At 51.2% G+C, this 18227-nt stretch carries 17 protein-coding genes and 1 tRNA gene; 2 read left to right on the forward strand and 16 right to left on the reverse strand.

Annotation, left to right across the window (positions count from 1 at the left end):
• On the reverse strand, positions 1-1005 hold the full coding sequence (gene hybA / locus HZB62_05915) for a hydrogenase 2 operon protein HybA (GenBank protein ID MBI5074687.1): 1005 nt from the start codon (positions 1003-1005) through the stop codon (positions 1-3).
• A 3-nt stretch (positions 1006-1008) separates the two neighbouring features.
• Complete coding sequence (locus tag HZB62_05920) at positions 1009-2148, reverse strand: hydrogenase small subunit (GenBank protein ID MBI5074688.1); 1140 nt, start codon at positions 2146-2148, stop codon at positions 1009-1011.
• A 292-nt stretch (positions 2149-2440) separates the two neighbouring features.
• Between HZB62_05920 and HZB62_05925 the strand changes: the two genes are divergently transcribed.
• On the forward strand, positions 2441-2863 hold the full coding sequence (locus tag HZB62_05925) for an OsmC family protein (GenBank protein ID MBI5074689.1): 423 nt from the start codon (positions 2441-2443) through the stop codon (positions 2861-2863).
• 68 nt (positions 2864-2931) lie between these two features.
• Here the strand turns inward: HZB62_05925 and HZB62_05930 are convergent, their stop codons facing one another.
• The 4 genes from HZB62_05930 to HZB62_05945 form a co-directional block, all read right to left on the reverse strand.
• Positions 2932-3615, reverse strand: coding sequence for a PilZ domain-containing protein (locus HZB62_05930; protein MBI5074690.1), 684 nt, complete (start codon positions 3613-3615; stop codon positions 2932-2934).
• A 64-nt stretch (positions 3616-3679) separates the two neighbouring features.
• Positions 3680-4486, reverse strand: a complete 807-nt coding sequence (gene amrB / locus HZB62_05935; protein ID MBI5074691.1) for an AmmeMemoRadiSam system protein B — start codon at positions 4484-4486, stop codon at positions 3680-3682.
• 2 nt (positions 4487-4488) lie between these two features.
• Complete coding sequence (gene dnaB, locus HZB62_05940; protein ID MBI5074692.1) at positions 4489-5856, reverse strand: replicative DNA helicase; 1368 nt, start codon at positions 5854-5856, stop codon at positions 4489-4491.
• On the reverse strand, positions 5853-6296 hold the full coding sequence (locus HZB62_05945) for a 50S ribosomal protein L9 (protein ID MBI5074693.1): 444 nt from the start codon (positions 6294-6296) through the stop codon (positions 5853-5855). Before HZB62_05945 ends, dnaB begins: the two co-directional genes overlap by 4 nt.
• A 253-nt stretch (positions 6297-6549) precedes the next feature.
• Between HZB62_05945 and HZB62_05950 the strand changes: the two genes are divergently transcribed.
• Positions 6550-7833, forward strand: a complete 1284-nt coding sequence (locus HZB62_05950) for an outer membrane protein transport protein (protein MBI5074694.1) — start codon at positions 6550-6552, stop codon at positions 7831-7833.
• A 59-nt stretch (positions 7834-7892) separates the two neighbouring features.
• Here the strand turns inward: HZB62_05950 and HZB62_05955 are convergent, their stop codons facing one another.
• The 10 genes from HZB62_05955 to HZB62_06000 all read right to left on the reverse strand — a co-directional run bounded on the left by HZB62_05955 (position 7893) and on the right by HZB62_06000 (position 18140).
• Positions 7893-8735: a site-2 protease family protein gene (locus tag HZB62_05955; protein MBI5074695.1), complete on the reverse strand. Its 843-nt coding sequence runs from the start codon at positions 8733-8735 to the stop codon at positions 7893-7895.
• On the reverse strand, positions 8732-10009 hold the full coding sequence (gene rimO / locus HZB62_05960; GenBank protein ID MBI5074696.1) for a 30S ribosomal protein S12 methylthiotransferase RimO: 1278 nt from the start codon (positions 10007-10009) through the stop codon (positions 8732-8734). Before rimO ends, HZB62_05955 begins: the two co-directional genes overlap by 4 nt.
• Positions 10002-10451: a DUF2062 domain-containing protein gene (locus HZB62_05965; GenBank protein ID MBI5074697.1), complete on the reverse strand. Its 450-nt coding sequence runs from the start codon at positions 10449-10451 to the stop codon at positions 10002-10004. Before HZB62_05965 ends, rimO begins: the two co-directional genes overlap by 8 nt.
• A complete protein-coding gene (gene thiL / locus HZB62_05970; GenBank protein ID MBI5074698.1) occupies positions 10414-11400 on the reverse strand; it encodes a thiamine-phosphate kinase in 987 nt (328 codons plus the stop codon). The genes HZB62_05965 and thiL overlap by 38 nt, the downstream gene beginning before the upstream one ends.
• 10 nt (positions 11401-11410) lie before the next feature.
• On the reverse strand, positions 11411-13771 hold the full coding sequence (gene lon, locus HZB62_05975; GenBank protein ID MBI5074699.1) for an endopeptidase La: 2361 nt from the start codon (positions 13769-13771) through the stop codon (positions 11411-11413).
• 25 nt (positions 13772-13796) lie between these two features.
• Complete coding sequence (gene galU, locus HZB62_05980) at positions 13797-14675, reverse strand: UTP--glucose-1-phosphate uridylyltransferase GalU (protein ID MBI5074700.1); 879 nt, start codon at positions 14673-14675, stop codon at positions 13797-13799.
• A gap of 161 nt (positions 14676-14836) precedes the next feature.
• Positions 14837-14923: transfer RNA gene (locus tag HZB62_05985), tRNA-Leu, on the reverse strand.
• 119 nt (positions 14924-15042) lie between these two features.
• Entirely contained in the window at positions 15043-15264 is a 222-nt protein-coding gene (locus HZB62_05990) for a sulfurtransferase TusA family protein (GenBank protein ID MBI5074701.1), read from the reverse strand.
• Between the two features lie 10 nt (positions 15265-15274).
• Complete coding sequence (locus tag HZB62_05995) at positions 15275-16843, reverse strand: citramalate synthase (GenBank protein ID MBI5074702.1); 1569 nt, start codon at positions 16841-16843, stop codon at positions 15275-15277.
• Positions 16844-16922: 79 nt separating this feature from the next.
• Entirely contained in the window at positions 16923-18140 is a 1218-nt protein-coding gene (locus HZB62_06000; GenBank protein MBI5074703.1) for an aspartate kinase, read from the reverse strand.
• Positions 18141-18227: the final 87 nt, after the last annotated feature.

Below are 18227 nucleotides of genomic sequence, written 5' to 3' on the forward strand. Positions count from 1 at the left end.
TTATTCCCCCTTATCCTTGTTTCTGCCCTTGGTAACGGCCCAGGTTGCTGCACCACCGATCAGCACGGTGGCTATAACAGCAGGTATCTTGGAGATGTATGCCCAGGTGAGGTCAGGCAGGGCTTCGTCTTTGATGTTCTTATCGAACCCCAGCATCTCAAAAGGCAGTCCGGCAAGAAGAAGATACTGGGTACCCCCGGCCTCCTTCATGCCATACACATGGCTGATATATTTTGATACGGTCCGCCTGCTCGTATTCTTCGAGTCCACGGTCTGTACCGGAAAGTCGTATTGATCACCGGTCTTAAGGGTCAGCCTCTTCTGCGCCTCCTTGCGGAGATCAAGCACCTTGCCGAAGATGGAAGCGCCTGTCGGGCAGAACTCGCAGCAGGCGGAATATTTTCCTTCTGCATAGCGGTGATTGCAGAGCTGGCATTTCCTGACCTGCGGCAACGCCTTGCTGAATTCGTATTTCGGTATCCTGAAGGGGCAGGCAAGCTGGCAGTATCTGCAGCCTATGCATTTATTCTCTTCATAATAGACAACCCCGTTCTTCGGATCCTTCTGGAGAGCTGCCACAGGGCAGGCAGATACACAGGCCGGGGTGATGCAGTGCATACAGTGCTGTTTTACAAAAGAATACCCGTTTTCAGGCATATCCTTGGCTGCACCGGTCCCTTTTTTGGCAACCTTGATGACATTGAGCGTTTTCGCCGAAAGATCATGAGGATCGTCCCAGATCTTTTCCGGAGTAGAATATTCATAGGGAGGCTCTACCGCTTCCTTACCGTAAGAGAGTGCTCCCTTAGGCATACTGTTATAGGTCTTGCAGTTGACCATGCAGGACTTGCAGCCGATGCAGAGTGTTGCGTCGTAGAGGATACCGACCGCCTCAGGAGGAAGCTCCTTTGACATGGCCGCATTCACCGGCATTGCCTGTGAGGCAAGCAGCATGCCGCCGCCGGCAGCCGCTGTCTTGAGAAAATCTCGCCTGTTCATGCTCATGGCTTACTCCCCCTTGTCTTTTTTGTCGTCGTCCTTTTTGCCAAGGCCTGACAGCACGGCAGCTCCGGCTGCGCCGATCGCTACGCCTGCCACGCCGGCAGCAAGCGCCTTGGTCCCGGGAGCCACGCCCTCTTTGCCGGGAAAAACTTCTGTAAAGAGCGACGGAGGTGTAATGTATTTCGGCCGCGCAGGGGAATGAAGGGGAACAGTAAATCCGACGCCCTTCTCTGTGCAGCCAAAACAGGGATGACCTGTGCCGACCGGCCATGCACCTGATCCGACGTCATTAAAGAGCTGAACCGGGCAGTTTGCAAAGGTCTCAGGCCCCTTGCACCCGAGTTTGTAAAGACAATATCCTTTTCTGTGGCCTTCGTCACCAAACTGCTGGGCAAATCTTCCGGCATCGAAATGAGGACGGCGTTCACAGTTCTCGTGAATGATCCTGCCATACGCAAACTTCGGTCTTGCCTGATCGTCCAGTTCAGGGAGTTTCTTGAATGTCAGGTAGTAAAGAACGGTAGAAAGAAAATTATAGGGGTTAGGCGGACATCCCGGGATATTTACAACCGGTGTCTTGATCCCTTTGCTCTTCAGCACTTCATGCGCAGCCGTCGCCCCTGTGGGATTGGGATCCGATGCAGGCAAACCGCCCCATGATGAGCAGGAACCCATTGCTATAACGGCAGCGGCGTCAGAAGCCATTTCAACAAGCAGGGAAAGAGCTGTTTTGCCGCCGATCTTGCAGTAGATGCCATTGTCCTTGACCGGAATAGAGCCGTCGACCACGAGGATATACTTGCCCTTGTACTCCTTCATCGCCTTCACGCGCCAGTCCTCAGCCTGTTTGCCTGATCCGACGAGCAGCGTCTCATGATACTCAAGCGAGATCAGCTCAAGGATAAGTTTTTCGAGGGTAGGATGGCTCGCCCTCAACAGCGTCTCTGTGCAGCCGGTGCATTCCTGTGCAGAAAGCCAGAGCACGGGCGGACGCTTCTGGGTCGCGACCGCTTCCGCGATCTCCGCCCCCATCCCGACGGGCAACCCCATGCCGACTGCCACGGTGCTGCAGAACTTCAGAAAATCCCTGCGGGAAAAACCGCAGATCGTCTCCTCTTCCTTAGCGATAAGTTCAAGTTCCTTCATTGCCTTCCCCCTTCTTTTCCTGTGGATGTCATTCTTGCCTGCACGATAATCTCTGTTCACATACTGAACCATTTCAGCACATGCGACTAATGATTTTTTCTAATAGACCCATAAATTATGTCTATTATATTACTCAGAACTCAAATATATTCAACCTCTATTTTGAGTTCAAATTACGAAGTCAGGGAGGATAATAATTGCAAATATATATAAGACCGATTATATCCGACTGCTTCGGATATAATTTAGATAATAACTACTCAGAGGAACTCAACATCACAGGAGGTTCGTAATGGCAAAAGCAACGGTTACATTAACCGGCGGGATGCAGTTTGTGGCATCGGCAGATTCAGGGCATGCAGTGGTAATGGATGCGGCTGCGGATTCAGGAGGAAACAACACCGGTTCGCGTCCTATGGAGCTGCTCCTCATGGGCATCGGGGGATGCTCAGGCATGGACATTATCTCGATCCTCAGAAAGAAGAAGCAGCATGTAACAGGGCTGGAGGCTCAAGTCAACGGTACCATGGCAGACGACTATCCCCACAAATACACGGAGATAGCCATAGAATATATTGTCACCGGCAAAGGTGTGGCAGAGGAGGCTGTTAAAAGAGCAGTTCAACTTTCGATGGACAAATACTGTTCGGTCAAGGCCACTCTCGAAGGTTCTGCCAGGATCAGCTTCTCTTACCGCATTATTGAGGAGGATTGACCGAATACTACGATCTTAAGGGTGGCCAGGAGAAGCGGCAGCTTTTCCTGACGCCCCGGCAGTGAATGCTAACGCCTGGATTCTATGGCATCAATATATGAGGTGAGGATCTTCAGTTCTTCGTCGGGGATCCTGATAAACTCGATGCCGATGTCATATTTCACGCCGCCCTCGCCCTTCATCTCAGAACGGTTCGCAATGCGTCCGAATACCGTGATGGGAGTGCCGTCAAGGTGTATCTCCATCTCATGCTCTGAATCTATTTCATGTGCGATATCTGACGCGATCAGCATGCCGGCAAGACTGATCTTCTTGATATCGTATTCGCAGGGCATGTTGATCATGGCATTATCAGGCTGCTGCACCTTGAACCGGACGCCAAGGATCCTTTTTTCCATATCACTTGTCCTGCTCTTCTCAATATAGGTGATAAGGTTCGTCGCTTCATTGGTCAGGACATTGGTAAACTTGACGCCAGCTTTATAGACCGGCACGACTTCGCCATTTTTCAGAGTTTTTGAGTGGCTGAGCACAGACCATACGATCTTTCCCCTCAGTGTCAGACTGCTGCTCTCGTAGTTCAGTTTAAGCGCATATTCCCGGTCAAGGGACAACCTCTGCGTCGTCGCAATAGCAGCGCCGTCCATGCTGATATTCAGGATATTGATATCAGACAGGTAGGCCATCTTGCCGTGGACGCTGTCAACCTCGTAGCGCCTGAACTTTCTGTTTTCCGAACTATCCTTTGCCATAGTATCTAAACTCTACCATGCCTCCCTCATCTTGTCCACCGGCAGCAGCATTGGGAACCATACGCTACCTGGTCAGCACGATCCCGGCATATCCGACAACACTGTCGTAATCGCCGCTCACATCTCCTGACGTCATATAATTAACAAGCCGCGCGTTCTTCGCTCCCAGCAGTTGCGCTGCAATAAGCATCACTGTTGCCGGAAGTACACCGCACATCGATATTCTCTCATGCATCACCGTATCATAGAGTCCGCGGGGATCAAAACCGAGTATCTTCTCTATCGCTTTCCTGTCCTTCTGACGCGCTGCCCTGTCAGATATATAATGACTCATATCAGAGCTCGCAAGGATCGTGACCGGATAATCCACCGAGCGAATTGCCTCAGCAATGCCCTCTGCAAGCCCTCTGCAGCTGTCATAAGATGCATTCATCACGGCAATGGGAACAATAGAGACCGCAGGAGAAAAAAAGGCAATAAAGGGAAGCTGCACCTCAAGGGAATGCTCGTACACATGAGCCTGTGAATCGCTCACCGCTAACGTGGTCCCCTGAAGTATCCTGCCTGCAAGTCTTCTGTCGATGTTGAAACTTCCGGTAGGAACCTCCCACGGTCCGTCATCCATAAGTGAAACCGCAGGGCCAAGGCCCGTGTGATTTGGCCCCAGCATAACAAACGTCTTTGGCATGGTAATAGAGGAGTAAACCTGCCCTGCGACAGATCCCGAATAGATGAGGCCGGCATGCGGGACCATAATACCGACAGCGTCCATGCGGGGCTGGTCCGGTACAACATACTGCCCAACCTGTTTCCTGAGTCCGGCCCCGGTGCCGTCATAGAATTTGCCTGCAACTGCCGGTGTGCGGTGCATTGCTAAAAAGTTTCTTCCATTTCCTGATATTCGACGTCAGTGGCATCGACAAACCGCGTGCAGTAAGCAAGGAAGGTGAGATTAACCTTGTCCGTGGGACCATTCCTCTGTTTTGCTATATCGATCACGATGCTTCCCCTGCCCTCTTTCTCGTCCTTTGCTTCTCGATAGAGGAACATGATTACGTCGGCATCCTGTTCGATTGCTCCGGACTCTCTGAGGTCAGCCAGCGTCGGGTTCTTATTGCTGCCGGTCCTCGTCTCAACACCTCGGTTCAACTGGCTCAGTGCAATGACCGGCACCTCAAGTTCCTTGGCAAGCGCTTTCAAAGAACGCGATATATCAGCGATCTCCTGCTCCCGCCGCTCAAACTTGCCGGTTCCTTTCATAAGCTGAAGATAGTCAATAATGATGAGGCTCAGGCCGTGCTGCTGCTTCAGCCTTCGCGCCTTGGCCCTCATCTCGAGCACCGAAAGACCGGACGAATCATCGATAAATATCTTGGACTCTGCAAGTTTGCCTGCAGCATTCGTCAGCTTGTTCCAGTCCTCCCGCTTATTGATGAATCCTTTTCTCACCTTGTTCGAATCCACTTTCGCCTCGGAACAGAGCATTCTCATCACCAGCTGCTCCTTCGCCATTTCAAGGCTGAAGATCGCGACAGGCTCGTTCATGCCTATGCCTACATGCTGAGCAATGTTCAGACAGAATGCGGTCTTACCCATGCCCGGCCTTCCGCCGATAATGATCAGATCTCCCTTCTGAAAGCCTGTGGTCAGGTCATCAATGTCCTTAAATCCTGACGGTACGCCTGTGATCGACTCTTTCCTGTCATACAGCCTTTCGATCGTCACAAAGGTGTCGGTTATCAAATCCTTCATGGGGTAGAAGGCGGTCTTTACCTTCCGGTCATGCAGGTGGAATATGGTCTTCTCGGCAAAATCGATCAGTTCATCAGCATCCTGCTCGCTTTCATAGACATTCTTCGCGATATCGGTAACTGAAGTGAGAAGCCCTCTGACAAGCGCCTTTTCTTTGATGATCCTGGCGTGATACCGCACATTGGCAGAGGTCGCGACGATAGATGCAAGGGAGGAGAGATACTGCAGCCCGCCGACAGCCTCAAGCTCTCCGCGGACCTTCATGAATTCGGTCAGGGTGATGATATCGACCGGCTCAGGTTTCCGCTGAAGGTCTGTCATGGCCTGATAGATCTTCTTGTGAGAGTCCCGATAGAAATCATCAGCCACGAGCATCTCCACCGCGGAGAAAAGCGCGTCATTATCAAGCAGAATGGCGCCCAGAACAGACTGCTCCGCTTCTATGCTTTGCGGGGGGACGCGGTCTTTCTGGATTTCAGAATCTCTCATTCAGAAACAACATGCACTTTTACCGGAGCTGAAACCTCCGCGTGAATCTTGATATGAACAACGTATTCGCCTATGCGCTTTATCGGTTCATCAATATGAATTTTTTTCTTGTCGATATCAAACCCCTGTGCAGCGAGGGCCTCGGCAATATCCATGCTTGTTACGCTGCCGAAGAGCTTCTCTTCCTCTCCAACCTTTGCCTTGATGACAAGCGTCAGCGCCGCAAGCTTTTCGGCAGACGCCTTCGAGGCATCCCGGATCTTGCCAGCCTTTTCCATGATGATCTTCTTGGTATGCTCAAGCTCCTTTATATTTTTTGTGCTTGCCTCTGCAGCAAGATTCTTGGGGATCAGATAGTTCCGTGCGTAACCGTCTGAAGCATTGACAACGTCACCCATATGACCAAGACCCTTTACATCATCTTTGAGAATTACTTTCATGATATGCATCTCCTTCGTATTTTTGTAATACGATACCACAATAATTACAAAAAATTCCTTGTCCCTCTCATGAGAAAAACTGCTTGAATTTACATGAATAGATTGTTTACAATCTATGAAACTGTATGGGAAATCAGCCTCGCAAAAGGAGGAAAACTATCAGTATATCTTTGATTATGGATTTTCGACTTTTCAAGTCACGCGGGATCATTCCATGTATAAATCTTTTCAACAACAAAAAGGAGGGTATTAAATGAGGAAGACAGACAGTAAATGGGCTAACCGTATCATTTTGCTCGTGGCTCTTCTGGCAGGGGCAGGCTTTATGACAGGCAGTGCAGAAGCAACAAACGGCTATTTTGCGCATGGATACAGCATTGAGAGCAAGGCACTGGGCGGCGCCGGAGTTGCGTTGCCACAGAGTTCACTTGATGCATCGGTAAACCCTGCGCTGATGGCTTTTGTGGGCAAACGTGCTGATATATCCCTCAGTATTTTTAATCCAAACAGGGAATATACTGTTGAGGGAAATCCTTCCGGCTTTCCGGGAACATTCGGCCTGGAGCCGGGGACGGTCAACAGTGACAGCAGCTATTTTCTTGTTCCTGCCATGGGTGCAAACTGGGTATTAAATAATACTACTTCAGTCGGCATTTCAGTATACGGCAATGGCGGTATGAACACCGACTACGACAAGAACACATTCTATGGGACAAGGCCGACTGGCGTTGATCTGATGCAGTTATTTGTCGTTCCGACTCTTTCGGTAAAAGTAGCGCCGAAGCACTCTTTCGGCTTCAGTCCGATTATCGCCTATCAGAGCTTTGAAGTGGTCGGCCTTCAGGCCTTTAGTGCTTTTTCAAGCAAGCCGAATGATCTTACCAATAACGGTCACGACCATGCTTTTGGATTGGGCGGCAGGATCGGTTACTATGGTGAGCTATTGCCCTCTCTGAGCGTAGGTGCATCATACCAGACAAAGATCTGGACGTCTAAATTTGACAAATATGCCGGGCTCTTTGCTGATCAGGGAGGCTTTGACATTCCGGCGAACTGGACGATCGGTATTGCCGTTAAACCGACTCCGGCATTGGCATTCCTCTTTGACGTTCAGAAGATCTACTACAGTGACATTGCCTCTATCAGCAATCCGATGATGCCGAATTTAATGACAACCACACTGGGCAGTAACGGCGGAGCAGGCTTTGGCTGGCATGACATGACTGTGTACAAGGCAGGCGTACAGTGGAAAAGCAGTGATGTCTGGACATGGAGAGCAGGCTATTCCTATGGCAAGCAGCCTATTCGCAGTGAAGATGTGATGTTTAACATCCTTGCTCCCGGCGTCATAGAGCAGCATGCAACGGTCGGTTTTACAAGAGCCATGTCAAAGACACAGGACCTCAGTTTTTCGCTTGTGCATGCGTTCTCAAAGTCCGTCAGCGGACCTAACCCAATGGAAGTTCCCTCACTGCAGGAATTACGCATAAAGATGAACCAGTGGGAAGCAACGGTAGGATACACCTGGAAATTCTAGGCTAAAGACCTATTCAACTGCTGTTAAAGGGGCCCGGGGTTCAATGCCCGGGCCCCTTTCTATTTAATACTTACCGGGACCGGGATAAAGGTCAGAACAAAGATAACCAGTGCAATGAACCCTACCGCCTTACGCCTTGGATCGAGCGGCATATCAGGAAAGAGGATAGGCGGATGCTTTGTGCCAAGAAAGAAGAGCAGTAAAGCCCATACCAGCCAGCCCTGAAAAAAATAGCCGAGCAGGACAAGCAGTCCGATCATGAACTTTGAGAACGACCCGTGCCTTTCTCCTAAAACAGCGTACGCAATATGACCGCCGTCAAGCTGACCGGCCGGGATCAGATTCAGTGAAGTGACAAAAAAACCGATCCAGCCTGCAAAGGCAACGGGGTGCAGGTAAACTTCATAGGTATCGGGAATAGAGCCTATGACGACCTTTGACAGCGCGATAAACAGGAGGGAATCTCCCAACACTATCATCTCGCCTGTCTGACGGGGCATTGCATGCACTTCTGAATAATGCAGACCAATAACAACGGCGACGATAGAGACCAGGAAGCCGGCGATCGGCCCTGATGCGCCGATATCCATAAGCGCATTTTTCGTGGTTATGGCTGAGCGCATTTTGATAAAGGCACCGAGCGTTCCGAACAGGGAAAGCGGGGGAGGCACAGGTATGAAGTAGGGAAGCGATGCATCAATACCATGATGACGTGACGTTATATAGTGAGCAAACTCATGGACCAAAAGTATCGAAAGCAGCGTAAGGGAAAACGGCAGCCCTCGCAGAATGTCCTGAGGTTCTTTCAGCAGATCGACACCGGCATGGATGGCCCCGACCACAAGCGTTGAAGCAAATGTGAGAAGGAAAAGCACAAGATTAAGAAGCGGCGATCGCCTCATGCAACAACAGTTCCCTGCAGGTCATAGTCAAATGCCTGATCGATCCTGACCTGGACAAATTCATGTCTGTCAAAATCTGATCCCTTTATAAACACGACCCCGTCTATTTCAGGCGCCTGGGAATAGATCCGTGCAATCCCGACCCCGTCATCGATCTCATCCACAATCGCTCTGAAAGTCCTTCCGACAAGCCTCTGGTTCCTTTCAAGAGAGATCGCTGACTGCGCCTCCATGATCCTGTCGCGCCGCTTCATCCGGATATGTTTCGGCACCTGACCCTTCAGCCCATAAGCAGCACTTCCCTCTTCCCGCGAATAGGTAAAGACACCAAGCATGTCCAATTTCACGCGCCGGACAAAAGCAAGCATGGCTGCAAAATCCTTTTCTGTCTCCTGGGGAAACCCGGTGATCAGGGTGCTCCTGAGTGCCACATCCGGCACGATATCCCTGATCTTCTGTATCAGTTTCTCGTAATAGTCGCTGCCGCCGCCGCGCTTCATCAGACTGAGGATCTTCTGTTCTGTGTGTTGAAGCGGTATATCAAGATAGTTGCAGATCTTCTCCTCTGATCTTATCGTTTCGAGGAGCTCATCCGTAATTGCGGTGGGATAGAGATAGAGAAGACGAATCCAGAAATCTCCGTTGATCGAGGCTATATCCTTTAAAAGCCTGGAGAGATCGTAATGGAGAAGATCGCTGCCATAGGCTGTAATGTCCTGGGCAACAATGATCAGTTCACGCCGCCCTGCCCTGATAAGGGCCTCAGCCTCTTTCAGGATCTCCTCAGGCATTCTGCTCCTGAAGCTGCCGCGGATATCCGGAATAACACAGTACGAGCAGCCCCTGTCACAGCCCTCCGCTATCTTGAGATATGCATAGGCCGTATCAGTGAGCCGAATATTCGTTTCTGCAGGAGCAGTGGCAGGCACTACACTGGCACAGTAATCAACGATCTTGTCATCATCGCCTACACCGTACAGAACATCGATCTCCGGGATCTCTTTTTTCAGGTCTTCGCCAAAGCGCTTGGCAAGGCATCCGAAGACCACAAGCTTCTTGTTCCCGGCCTCCTTGCCCGCTGCCAGCCTTAGTATCTCTTCTATCGACTCCTGTTTTGCCGCATCAATAAATCCACAGGTGTTGATCAGCAGGAGGTCTGCAGACTCACTATGTTCCGTGTAGGATAAACCCTTTGAGGCAAGCTTCATCAGAAGGTTTTCCGAATCGACAAGGTTCTTCGGACAGCCAAGACTTACCAGGGAGATCTTAGGCACGGCTCTTCTTCACCGTTCTGTAGACGACAGCGTAACTCAGCAGCGCAGATACTGAGCCAAGGACCGTTGTACCCAGGAGAAATGGCATGAGAAGAGGCCCCAGCGTGTGAAGCAGTTCTTTCATGGACAGATGCGCCCAGTCAATATCCGGGATGATATGATTCAGGGAGAGGATCTTAGCGCCGATCCATATGCCAAACGAATAGATCGGTACAATGGTCCAGGGATTGGTCACGTAAATGCCGACAATACTCACAAACTTATTCAGCCTGAAGGCCCATGCCACCAGAAGACCGAGGACGGTATGCAGCCCAATAAGCGGGGACATCCCGATGAATACGCCGACAGAAAATGCCAGCGCAATTCTGTGCGGTGACTCCCTAATAGTGAGGATCTGCCTGAACTTATCCCTGAGATGAGAAATGCTGATACCCCCGCGCAGAGACTTTTATTTTTTTCCCCTTATCGTCAATCACCGAGATTCCCGAATGCGTGATCTCCCCGATACAAAAAGCTTTTACCGCAGAAGCTGCGGGGGCCGTAAAAAGAAGCTCATAATCCTCGCCGCCGCTCAATGCCAGCTCAAGAGCCGGGACCCCCAACCATGCAGATGTCTCCCTCATCTCGTCTGAAAGAGGTATGTCCATGGCCCTGATCCTGGCGCCGACCCCACTGTCCCTGCAGAGCCGTGAGAGATCGATCAGAAGACCGTCGCTGATATCGATCATTGCCGTGGCAGTGGATGAGATTTTTTTCGGATCTCTGGCTAACGGCATAAGATGCCTCCGCAGCAGCGGAGCGGCAACATCCCATGCCACAGGCAGTCCCTTTCTTGCGGATTTAGAAAAATCGATCGTCCTTCGGATCTTCTTCAATAGTGCCAATCCGCATGCTGAATCACCGAGCGGACCGGTCACGTAGATCCCGTCACCAATCCCGGCCCCTTTCCGTTTTAGAACCTTTTCCGCACTTCCAACCGCAGTGAGAGAAAGCATGATCCTGTCAGCAGACGATATATCACCGCCGATAAGGCTTATGCCGTACGTTTTCAGCGCTTCCTCAATGCCGTCGAAGAACTGATCAAAAAAATTCATACGACTGTTTCCGTGCGCTGAGAAGTTCAGAAGAACATATTGAGGCATGCCGCCCATGGCAAAGATATCGCTGACATTTACGGAAACCAGCTTAAAACCTAACTGAAAGGGTGTTGTCCAGGAAAGGTCAAAATGCACTCCTTCCACCATCATGTCCGTGGTAAGGAGGACATTCTTTCCGGCCTTGATCACAGCGGCATCGTCACCAATGCCGACCATAACGCCCGGGAACCTCTTTCCAAAGCGCTTTCTGAGAATCTCCAGGAGAGAGAGCTCGCCGGCCTGAGACAGTTTCATGATAGCGGGATCAGGATTTTTTCTTGGCCTTGAGAGCCGCTTTCAATACCTGATCCATGGTCTCGGCAAAGATGAACTCCATGTCCTTCTTGATATACTTCGGGATATCTTCAAGGTCCTTCTTGTTCCGCTTCGGAAGGATGATCTTCATGATGCCCATGCGCTTGGCTGCCAGGGTCTTTTCCTTCAAACCGCCGATCGGCAGCACCCTGCCCCTGAGCGTCACTTCGCCGGTCATCGCAATATTCTTGTTCACCGGCCTGCCGTTAAAAACAGATGCTATGGCAGTAGCTATCGTGATACCGGCGGAAGGACCGTCCTTCGGGATCGCGCCGGCAGGCACATGAATGTGAACATCGGTCTTTGAAAAGATGTCATCCTTGATGCCGAGAGACCTGGCCGTTGACCTGACATAGCTGAGCGCTGCCTGCGCGGATTCCTTCATGACATCGCCCAACTGTCCGGTAAGCGTAAGATTGCCCCTGCCCTTCATGGTGGTAGCCTCTATATAGATGATGTCTCCGCCGGCCTCTGTCCAGGCAAGACCTGTCGAGACGCCGACCTCGTCCTTCGCCATCTCCTCTTCAGGCAGGTACTTCTGCACACCGAGAAAGCCCTGAAGATTCTTGGCGGTCACAATAAACTTCCTTTCTTTGCCTTCAGCGATCCTTTTCGCCACCTTCCGGCAGAGATTGGCTATCTCACGCTCAAGATTGCGGACACCTGCCTCACGGGTATACTGTGCGATCAGCAGGTTCAGCGCCTGGTCCGTGATCGAGAGGATCGTGCTGGTTAGACCATGCTCTTCAAGCTGCTTTGGCAGCAGATATTTTTTTGCAATGCCGAGCTTCTCCTCTGTGGTATACCCCGAGAGATATATTATCTCCATCCTGTCCCTGAGGGGGCCCGGGATGGTATCAGCAAGATTGCCCGTTGTGATGAACATGACATTGCTCAGATCAAACGGCACCGAGAGGTAATGATCGGCAAAAGCGAAGTTCTGCTCAGGGTCGAGCACCTCAAGCAGCGCTGATGAGGGATCTCCGCGATAATCCATACCGATCTTGTCGATCTCATCAAGCATAAAAACCGGATTGTTCGTGCCTGCAGTCTTGATCCCCTGGATGATCCTTCCCGGCAGTGCACCGACATAGGTGCGTCTGTGGCCCCGGATCTCCGCCTCGTCGCGAACACCGCCCAGAGACATGCGCACGAACTCTCTGCCCAATGAGCGGGCAATAGATCTGCCCAACGACGTCTTTCCGACGCCGGGAGGTCCGATAAAACAGATGATCGGTCCTTTCATCTTCTCCTTGAGTTTGCGTACACTGAGATATTCGAGGATCCTCTCCTTCACCTTTTCGAGGTCATAATGATCGTCATTGAGGACCTTCTTTGCTGCCTTGATGTCAAGATTGTCCTTGGTGCTCTTGGCCCAGGGGATCTCCACAAGCCAGTCCAGATAGGTTCTGATCGTCGCAGCTTCCGCGCTGTCAGGGTGCATCTTCTCGATCCTCTTCAGCTGCTTCTCTGCTTCCTTCAGAACCTTTTCAGGCATTTTTGCTTCTTCAATCTTCTGCCTGAACTCCCTGATCTCTTCGGCCCGCTCGTCAATATCACCGAGCTCCTTCTGTATGGCCTTGAGCTGTTCCCTCAGGAAGTATTCGCGCTGCGTCTTGTCGATCTCTCCTCTGGCCTCAGACTGAATCTTCTGCTGCACGATCAGCAGTTCGATCTCATGGCCGAGAATGTCGCTCACCCGCTTCAGTTTCTTTACCGGATCTGTAAGCTCCAGTATTTCCTGTGCCTGCTCTGTTTTCAGGCCAAGGTTGGATGCGACAAGGTCTGCGAGCCTTCCCGGCTCGTCGAGGTTCTCGATCACGACCATAATATCAGGGAGTATGGTCTTGCCGTAAGAAACTGCCTTGTCCAGCTGCTCCTTGACCGTTCGTATCTGGGCCTCTTCCTCGATAGTGACCTTTTCCGGTTTCATATCCTCGATCTTGGAGATCTCAGCTTCCATATACGGCGTTGCGCGAAGAAACTTCTTCACCTTTGCCTTTGAGAGGCCCTGCACCAGGATCTTCACCCTGCCGTCCGGCAGCTTGAGCATCCTCATGATCATGCCGACCGTCCCGCTCTCATACAGGTCGGTAGCAGCAGGATTTTCGATGCTCATATCCCTCTGTGTAAGCAGGAGGATCATCCTGCTTTCGGCAAGGGCCTGTTCAATAGCCTTTATGGACATCTCCCTGCCGACGAAAAGGGGAATGATCATATAGGGGAAAACCACGATATCCCTGACCGGCAGGACCGGAATGATCTCCGGGATCTCGGTCTCTTTATCGTTATCTTTTTCTTTCTCCGCCATTGCTTCTCCTTATCTGTTCCTTGAATTAATGTTTGAGCTTCTTCGCAACTTCCAGCAGATACTTTCCGAAATCCTTTGCAAGCTCCTTATTTTTGAGGGCAAAGTCCACGGTCGCCTTAAGATAACCAAGCTTGTCGCCCGCATCATACCGGCGCCCCTCAAAAAGATACCCGTATACCGGCCTCTTCTGCAGGAGCAGATTGATCGCATCCGTTAACTGGATCTCCCCGCCTTTGCCCGGCCTGGCTTTAGCGAGGATATCAAATATGTCAGGGGTCAGGATATACCGCCCGATAATAGCCATATTGGACGGCGCTTTTTCAGGATCGGGTTTTTCAACAAGACTGTTGATTCTGAAGACATTGTCCCGCTCCTTCGTGCCGCTGATAATGCCATAACGATTGACCTCATTGGTCGGCACCCTCTCAAGCGCAAGGATCGGGCTCTTGAGCTTCCGGTATAGTTTGATCATGTCGGGAAGCAGCGTCTCTTCAGGAGGGATGATATCATCGCTCAGAATGACGGCAAAGGGTTCATCCTTTACAAAGGGCTTGGCGCAGAGGATGGCATGGCCGAGGCCGAGCGCATACCCCTGCCTGATATAGGCAATATTGATCTCGCTGAGTCTGTTGATCTCCTCAAGGAGCTTTTCCTTGCCGCTCTTCTTCAGCTTATCCTCAAGCTCAAAGGCATAGTCAAAATGGTCCTCGATATTTCTCTTATGCTTGCCGGTAATGATAATAAATTCGGATATTTCACAGGCTATCGCCTCTTCAATGCCGTATTGGATCATCGGCTTGTCCACGATCGGCAGCATCTCCTTGGGAGACGCCTTGGTTGCAGGCAGAAACCGCGTGCCGAGACCGGCAGCAGGGAATATCGCCTTTTTTATATCATCAGACATATATCTACCTCACAGAGAAATTTCTTCATTATACCACAGATGAACAGGGGGATTTGGCCAGGTTTTCAGGTAGAACTCCGGTGCGCCCTGAGCTCATTGATCCTCACAGGGAATAACTTCAGGGTTCCCCTGTAACTGCTCACTATTACAGGGCAAGGTGTTGGTACCGAAGACCGGACTCGAACCGGTACGAGGTTGCCCCCGAGGGATTTTAAGTCCCTTGTGTCTGCCAATTCCACCACTCCGGCAAAGCAGGTAGGAAAGTTTGTAATGCTATCACAAAAAACGGCATGCTGTCAAAATGGATTATAACCGAAAAAGGCCTGATTTTCTCGGCCTTTGGAGAGTGTTTTTATCGTGCATACCGCTATTTTTTTATCGTTATCCTGCTGATACCGTCCTCTTCGCTGATATCGACCAACTCCAGCTTCAGCCTCTGCACAAGATAGACAACGTCGGTCTTTGCCGCAGCATCTTTGGTGCTGACTTCAAGCAATTGACCGGGCTGCATGCTGTCGATCGCCTTTTTGGTCTTCAGCACCGGCAGGGGACAGGGCAGACTTGTAACATCGAGAACAACGTCCGGCATTATGTCTGTTTCAGCGTTCTTCTTTAAGGAGCTTGTATTCAATACCGTCGACGATAGCCTGGTAGGACGCCTCAATGATATTTTCAGATACTCCGACCGTGCCCCAGCGGTTATCTTTATCTCCCGATTCAACAAGAACGCGAACCCGTGCAGTAGTGCCCTTGCCGGCAGTGAGTACGCGGACCTTGTAGTCGAGGAGCTTCACATCCCTGAGCGTGGGATAGAATTTCTCCAGCGCCTTGCGGAGCGCATTGTCAAGTGCATTGACCGGGCCCCTGCCTGTGGCAGCAGTGTGTTCCGTATGACCGCTCACCTTCACCATGATCGTCGCCTCGCTCAGCGGCTCCTCACCTTCTTTTCTCTTCTCAATGATCACCCTGAAGCCGATCAGGTCGAAGAACCGTTTATGAAGACCGAGCGCCTTCTTCATGAGCAGTTCAAAAGAAGCCTCTGCCCCCTCGAACTGAAAACCCTGGCTCTCAAGATCCTTGAGCTGTGTAATGATGTCCTGAAGCTGCGTTGATTCACTGGTGAGCCTGATGCCGCATTCTTCTGCCTTTCGCAGGATATTCGCCCGCCCGGCAAGATCAGATATGAGAATGCGCTGCGAATTACCTACAAGCTCCGGCCTGATATGCTCATAGGTCTCGGGACGCTTGCGTATGGCGCTCACGTGCATGCCCGCCTTATGCGCAAACGCGCTGTCGCCGGTGTACGGCTGGCGCTTGAAATGTCTGAGGTTGGCGATCTCGGTCACAAACCGGGACACGTCCCGAAGCTTTGCAAGCTGATCGTCGCTGATACAGCGCATGCCGAGCTTGACCTGAATATTCGGAATGATCGATATAAGGTTCGCATTGCCGCAGCGCTCGCCAAGGCCGTTGATCGTGCCCTGCACCTGAGTCACGCCCTCTTCAACAGAAACGATCGAGTTGGCGACCGCGCAGTCACTGTCATTATGCACATGAATGCCGAGGGGAGCAGTGCAATGCTTCTTCATCTTTCTGACAATCTCTTTGATAAGCGTCGGCGTGCAGCCGCCATTCGTATCACAGAGCACCAGACAGTCTGCGCCCGCATCCTGGGCAGCATCGAGGCATTTCAGCGCATAGTCAGGGTTAGTCCTGTACCCGTCAAAAAAATGCTCTGCGTCAAAGAAGACCTTGTCAGCATGTTTTTTCAGATAGGCTACGGAATCAAAAATAATCTCCAGATTCTCTTTAAGCGGGACTTTCAGTGCCTCTCTGACATGGAAGTCCCAGGTCTTTCCGAAAATGGTTATGACCGGGGTCTTTGCATCCAGAAGGGCCTTGAGTGTTTCATCCCTGGAGGCTTTTTTCTTTGGCCGGTGCGTGCTGCCAAAGGCAACCAGCTTTGCATTGACCAGTTTTAATTTCGCCGCTTTCTTGAAATAATCAATGTCACGGGGATTTGATCCGGGATACCCTCCCTCGATGAACTGAACACCGAGATCGTCAAGCCTCTCGGTAATCCTGAGCTTGTCCTCCAGGGAAAAAGAGACATCCTCTGACTGGGCGCCGTCCCTCAATGTGGTATCGTATATTTCGATTTTGCGCATAAGAATTATGTATCCAGAATCCTGGATTCAACCTGTCTACGCTGATTGCTGACCGCTGATGGCCGAAAGCTCATATACATTATCCTGCAAGTCCGAATGCCTCGTGAAGCACCCGGACAGCAAGTTCGGTATATTTCAGGTCTATGACACACGAAACCTTGATCTCGGATGTGCTGATCATGGCAATATTGATGTTATTCGCAGCAAGGGTCTGAAACATCTTCGAGGCAACACCGGAATGCGTCCTCATGCCGACACCGATGACAGAGATCTTGCTGATGTCTTCCCTCTTGTCAACACGCTCTGCACCCAGCGCCTTTGCAATGGCCTCTGAGACCTCAAGGGCCTTGCGTGTATCGGTCTTGGGCACGGTAAAGGAAATATCTGCAAACTTCCCGTCGCTGCTCACATTCTGCACGATCATGTCAACCACGATATTCGAAGCTGCTATGGCCTCGAAAAGCTTTGCAGCAATGCCCGGCCTGTCAGGCACGTTCACGATCGTGACCTTCGCCTGGTTCTTGTCGTATGCAATGCCTGAAACAAAAACATTCTCCATATCCCTATCCTCCTCAACAACCAGTGTTCCCGGATTATCATTAAAGCTGGACCGGACAACAACAGGCACCTTATATTTCATTGCAAATTCAACGGAGCGCGTCTGCAGGACCTTTGCGCCGAGACTTGCAAGCTCAAGCATCTCTTCGTAGGATATTTTGTCGAGCTTGCGCGCTTCAGGCACGATGTTCGGGTCGGTCGTATAGACGCCGTCAACATCTGTATAGATCTCGCAAAGATCAGCATTGATGGCAGAAGCGATCGCAACAGCAGAAAGATCAGACCCGCCTCTGCCAAGAGTGGTAACGTCCTCGTTCGGAGTAATTCCCTGAAACCCGGCGAGCACCACCACAAACCCCTCGTCCAGCGCCTTACTGATCCGCTCCCCGTTGATCCGCTCGATCTTCGCCTTTGTATGGACCGCGTCCGTAACAATGCCTGCCTGACGTCCGGTAAAAGACTTTGCCTTATGGCCCAGTGCATCGATTGCCATGGCGGTAAGCGCACTGGTAACGCGCTCGCCTGACGACAGGAGCATATCGAGTTCGCGCTCTGCAGGCGTTGCTGATAATTGATTCGCAAGACCGATAAGCTTGTCCGTCTCGCCCGACATGGCAGAGACTACCACAACAACCTGGTTGCCTGCCTGAACTGTTCTTGCAACACGGTTGGCAACATTCTTGATCCTTTCTATGTTGCCGACCGAGGTGCCGCCATATTTTTGAACTATGAGTGCCACTCTCTCCTCCACCTGTCCATTCCAGGACGCATTCAAACGCAAACTGCGTTGGCTTCGTCGTCAGCTCCTCAACATACCATTCAGTAT

The organism is Nitrospirota bacterium, assembly GCA_016214855.1.
Taxonomy (GTDB): domain Bacteria; phylum Nitrospirota; class Thermodesulfovibrionia; order Thermodesulfovibrionales; family UBA6898; genus UBA6898.